Source organism: Phormidium sp. CCY1219 (assembly GCF_035615515.1).
GTDB lineage: Bacteria > Cyanobacteriota > Cyanobacteriia > Cyanobacteriales > Laspinemataceae > CCY1219.
On record NZ_JAJENT010000972.1, the window covers coordinates 1 to 5,130 of the forward strand.

At 45.9% G+C, this 5,130-nt stretch carries 5 protein-coding genes; 4 read left to right on the top strand and 1 reads right to left on the bottom strand.

Translation table 11 applies throughout. From position 1 onward, the window contains the following. Positions 1-173: 173 nt before the first annotated feature. On the bottom strand, positions 174-530 hold the full coding sequence (locus tag LKK83_RS31080; RefSeq protein WP_324635339.1) for a hypothetical protein: 357 nt from the start codon (positions 528-530) through the stop codon (positions 174-176). Between the two features lie 101 nt (positions 531-631). On the opposite strand from LKK83_RS31080, the gene LKK83_RS31085 reads away from it, so the two are divergent. The 4 genes from LKK83_RS31085 to LKK83_RS31100 all read left to right on the top strand — a co-directional run bounded on the left by LKK83_RS31085 (position 632) and on the right by LKK83_RS31100 (position 5,111). Beyond that, positions 632-1,507, top strand: coding sequence for a helix-turn-helix domain-containing protein (locus LKK83_RS31085; RefSeq protein ID WP_324635340.1), 876 nt, complete (start codon positions 632-634; stop codon positions 1,505-1,507). 10 nt (positions 1,508-1,517) lie between these two features. Then, positions 1,518-3,695, top strand: coding sequence for a hypothetical protein (locus LKK83_RS31090; RefSeq protein ID WP_324635341.1), 2,178 nt, complete (start codon positions 1,518-1,520; stop codon positions 3,693-3,695). Positions 3,696-3,714: 19 nt separating this feature from the next. Continuing rightward, positions 3,715-4,362 (top strand): HAD-IIIA family hydrolase, encoded by a 648-nt coding sequence (locus tag LKK83_RS31095; RefSeq protein WP_324635342.1) that lies wholly within the window; start codon positions 3,715-3,717, stop codon positions 4,360-4,362. Positions 4,363-4,556: 194 nt separating this feature from the next. After that, positions 4,557-5,111, top strand: a complete 555-nt coding sequence (locus LKK83_RS31100; protein WP_324635343.1) for a hypothetical protein — start codon at positions 4,557-4,559, stop codon at positions 5,109-5,111. Positions 5,112-5,130: the final 19 nt, after the last annotated feature.

The following is a 5,130-nucleotide window of genomic DNA, read 5'->3' on the forward strand; positions in this document are numbered from 1 at the left end:
AGCGAGCGAACCCTTGATCATGGGGGCGGCGTGGTACCCTGTTTGGGTGTCGCCATCCATCTGCCCTTGGCTCCGCTTTCTTTTTTGGGCTGGCTCGGCTCGTCCCAGAAGAAAATTAAAAAAATTACAAAAAAATAACTGTTAGGTCTAACAGTTATTCATTAATTTAATATTCAGTTGATTACCATTTGAATTCTTTTTTCAGAAAAGAGTCGTTTTATTATTAGTTTCATAATCGCTTCCAACTCTTCCTCTGTGGATGCTTCGATAATATTTGCTAAAGAAGGTGGTTGTCGTTTTTCTCCTTTAATAATCTGCACCACTTCCGCGCACGCGCTGCGCGGACGTAACGCTGCGATCGCGCACATTACGCGCCAAATTGTATCGCCAGTTGGATTCTGTTTGCCTTGCCTTATCTTGCTCCAAGTCACTGGCGAGATTCCAGCGACTTCGGAAACTTCTTTGCCTTCAAGCCCTCCTTGTTCCTCAATCAGCCATTCAATAATCGGAGCCGTCGGTTTAGTTTCCATAATGTAACGAATTGTAACAAAATATAGACCGCCAAGTAAATTGGCGGTATAGTGAAATTAGCAAGTATCTCGGTCTGCTTAAAATTCACGGTAATTCTATTATGGCACAAACACCAACATTTTACCAATTGACAAATCAGGAGTGGATCCAAGCTTGGGACGAGCTGAAACCGTCTGAAATCAAGCTTCTTTATTACTTGCGATCGCTTCATCCCTTTGGGGGTCAGCTGACGCTCAAGGTTAAGGAAATCGCAGATATTTTGCGATGCGATCGCAGCACGATTAGCCGCGCCCTGGGACGGTTGTCTGAAAAGGGTTGGATCGCTTTCGAGACGGTTTCTCTTAAGCTTTTAAATGCTGTTCCGGCGCATCATAGCGCGGCACCACATGAGGTAGAACGCGATCGCCCTACACCAATGCGATCGCCACGCACGGAATGCGATCGTCACGCACAGGATGCGATCGCGTCGCACAGCAGTGCGATCGTCACGCAACAATCAGAGCCTGAAACCCGCTCAGAGAAAGAGTTTCAAGAACCCTTAGATCTAAAAGAAGAAAAAGAAAAAAAGACCACCTCGGGTAATCAATTTGAAATTAACAATCCGAAACCAAAATTAGCACCAAAATTGCCAGAGAAAGAAATTCCCACAGATCTGCAGCGCAAATTAGAGGAACTGGGAATTTTGAAAGGAAATAAGGCGGATACGCGCGTGATTCGCGCGATCGCGTCGCGGGATATCTCCCAAGCCTATGGTGCAGCCGCGCACGTGGAAAAGTCTTTTGAGAGCTGTTCCAATCCTACCAGCGTGTTCCTTTTTCAACTGCCTCGGCAACCGATTGAAAAATTAGGGCCGGTGCATCCTGTGATGACCGCTGCAGATTTCGGCATATCTCTCGACTGCCTCAAACGCTGGTATCCCTACACCTGGCGGGAAGCTGCAATTGCTTTCGGATATTCACAGGAAGAAATTAAATAGGAGAATAAGCATGCAATTCAAATTCTATAAAGGCGATCGCGTCCAATGGATTCCTCAAAATGGCGAAGAAATCATCGTCGGAACGATTGAAAAAATTTTTAAAGAAAAGTGCTGGCTACAGCCAGCCGGCGTGGATCGGGTTGGCGAAATTATCAAAGGAATTCCGCTCGATGAAATCGAACTCTATTCCAGTGAGTCGAAGTCTGGCACTGGCTGCAACTTAGAATTTATACAAGGCCAGGAACAGCACAGCAGCACTTGGGCAAAATTTTACGTGCGCGGTTTGGAAGAATGGCAAGTCAAGGAAGATGGGCGCTCGGATAACCATTCAAATTATTTGGAATATGTTTGTTTGGATGTTCCTGAAAATACTGTTTTTACTGTTTTCGAACAAGATGGCACCAAACGAGGCACTGACGGATTTCATTTTTGGATTTGTAAAACTTCTCGCGAAATCAATCGGATAGAAGCCGATTACGAATCGGGAGCGATGGTGAGTGGCAATTTTGAAATTGTTTGCCACGGCGAGGGCAAAACAAAAGCCCCCCGGCTTATGGATTGGTGGGTTGGATTCACAGGGAAATCTGACGACAAGGGGCGATCGCAAACTCAGAAACTCGCTTTTGCTTACCACTGTGCAGAAAATATTAATAAGCGCGGATTAAAGAAGATTCCGGATTTTTCGATGCCGGAATCACCGCCAGCGGAAAATCCGCCGGTGCAAGTTTCCGATGCGATCGCGCAACCAGTTGCGATCGCGCAACCAAAACCAGAAACATTCTGGCTAAATATTGATGAAATCCACGAACATCCGAGCTTTCAGCCACGCGGTGCTGACTACCAGGCCCTTGAAAACAAGGGGATTGATGATGACGTGGTGGCGCAGTATGCAGAATGGCTGGAGTTCAGCGAACCACCAGCAATCGAGGTTTGGTTTGGTGCGATCGCAGATTCTGAGGAACAGTGGTGGCTGTTGGCGGGTCACCACCGAATTCGCGCACTCAAGAAAGCGGAGCGCGATCGCGTGGAATGTTTTTGCAAGGCCAGCACCTACGAAGAGGCGGTCTATCGTGCCTCCGTGAGCAATGCCGGTGACGAACGCGCTCGGCAAATTTATAAGATGCGGCGGCATGAATGGGGCGAGGCTTGCAAACAGTTCCTCCGCGTTTGCGATCGCCTGTCCGAAAATGCGATCGAGGAATTCCTCGATCGCGCTGCGTTATTGACCGGGCAATCCAAAAGGTGGAGTAAGCTTAATGATTCTGCGATTGCCGCTGTGTTTGGGGTAAGTCGTTCCAGCGTAATTCAATATCGCAAGGCTATTGAGCTTGAAAAAGAGATGGTCCCTTTTCAAAAGGGCGATCGCGTTCTTGCGATCGATAATTGTCCGGATTTGATATACAAACATCGGCTTGGAACGGTTGTTCGCAAAAGCAGTGAAGGCTTGTATATTGAATTCGATTATCATCGGATTTCTCATGGTAACTTCCTTCCAAAGCACCTGAAAATTGTTGATGAGCTTCCATTCCAACAGCATCAGTTCAAACCTGGCGATAGGGTTTGGAAAGACAACCAATTTGGAACTGTTGTATGCGTTGAAGAAGATAAACAGTATTCGGGTTATGAATTTGGCGTTTGGTCGCCTGGACCCGATAACCCTGTAGTTTTTTGGGATTGCGGAATCCATACTTGCGAGCTGGATCTTTTTTTGGATTTTGAGGGTGCAGGTGAAGTGCCAGAAATAGAATTTCGTGTTAGTAAGATGCGAGATTATATTTCTTCAATTGAGGAGGACGAAAGTTTAGAAAATCACGAGAAAATCTCTCTTCGAGATAAACTCGAGAAGCAAATCAAAAAATTATCGCCTGATAACTGTCAATCTGAATTCACATCGATTGAGCAAGAAGATGCAGCAAAACGCAAAGAATTGCTGGGTAGAAGCCGTCCTGCTGGCACTGATGGTGCGGAATTACCAGATAAAGATTTTGGCGAAAATCCAGAAACTGTTGTTGGAAAAGATTTTGAGGTTGATTCTTCGGATGAAGCTCGCCTTAATGCGCGTTTATCTGCCGCTCGCAATGCAATTGCAAATCTCAAAATTGATTTGGCAATTTTGCCAAATAGTGATTTGGTTGAAATTCTCAATGCAGTAAAAATCGAATTGGCAAACCGTCACCGGCCAAATTAAGAGGATGTTTGGAGCTGTTATGATGCAGCTCCAAACATTATATTTAGTGAACGGCGGTGATTGGGGGTGGGTGGTGGGGAGCGTTCAGTTTCTTGTCAATAATATAAGGAGTAAATCCATGACAGGATTGATTATTTTCGATAAAGACCAGACCCTGATTGATAGCGCTTGCGGCGAGAAATTCATTCAGTCTCCTACAGACCAACGAATTCTCCCTGGTGCTGCTGAGGCCGTCAGTAATTTTGCAAAGCGCGGATATAAAATTGCGATCGCTAGCAATCAGGGGGGAGTTGAAGCCGGAAAAAAATCTTTTGAAAGTGCGATTGAGGAAATGAAATTTTGCTTGGGATTATTTCCTGAAATTTCTATTGGCTTGATTTGCCCGTGTTACGACGGCAAGTCAGCATGGATGGTCAAACTAAACGATTGGGAAGTTTATCTCCGGCAAAAAATTGGGGTAGGAAGTGGAACTACTAATTTCGGCAATTTTCGTAAACCCGGACCGGGAATGATTAATTTTTTGATTGCTTACTACAAATCAGTGCCAGGTGAAACCTGGTTTATCGGCGATCGCCCCGAAGACGAGCAAGCAGCAGAAGCCGCCGGAACTAATTTTATGGCAGCTGATATTTTGAGGTTGCGTTTTCAGCAGTCAGATAACTGTTAGCTCTAACAGTTATCTGTTTTGTTTTTAATTTGCAGGGTTTTGCAATTCGGGTTTGTCGCCCGAATTGCGATCGCAATCCTGGTGCGTATTTCTGGCGATTCGGGTAGGCACGCTTGCGGATTCGGGTAGCCATCCGCTAAAATATTTTTCCATAATCACAGAGCAATAATATGTAATGTAGCGAGGGAAAAATTATGAGCAGCACTCAGCAGAATCGCTTTACTCCAGCGGAACTTATGGACCGCTACGAAATTAAGAAGGACGCTTATTACAGTCGTTTGAAATACTTGCAAATAAAAAGCAAAAAAGACCCAGAAACTAAGGAAGCTTATCTGGAGCAGCCCGAAGTAGATCTGCTCGATCGCCTTCACGACTGGATTAATGAGACTGGATCGATGAGTGGATTTAAAGAGGAGGGCGGGGAACTGGCGGTGGTCGGCAATTCTGAAATTTCCCAACAGCAAACTAACGGGAAAAATTCAGAGGAAGAAATTTTTGCGGCAGTGAAAGGCGATCGCAGTTCCCAAAAAATTCTCCGCAGATTCGATCGCAGTGCTCAGACGAGTGCGGCGGCTGCATTGGTAGAGGCGAAAAATATCCTCACGGGCGATTACATCGCCAATCCCGATCAACTTGACGAGGATCTCAAAAACCAGGTTTTTTTCGAGGAGAACCCGCAACTGCTGGACCGGCAGTGGGCGGCGCAAAATCTAGCGGCGGCTATTCGAGAGCAGAAGAAACGCAGCTAAATCAGCGAGAATTTATCCT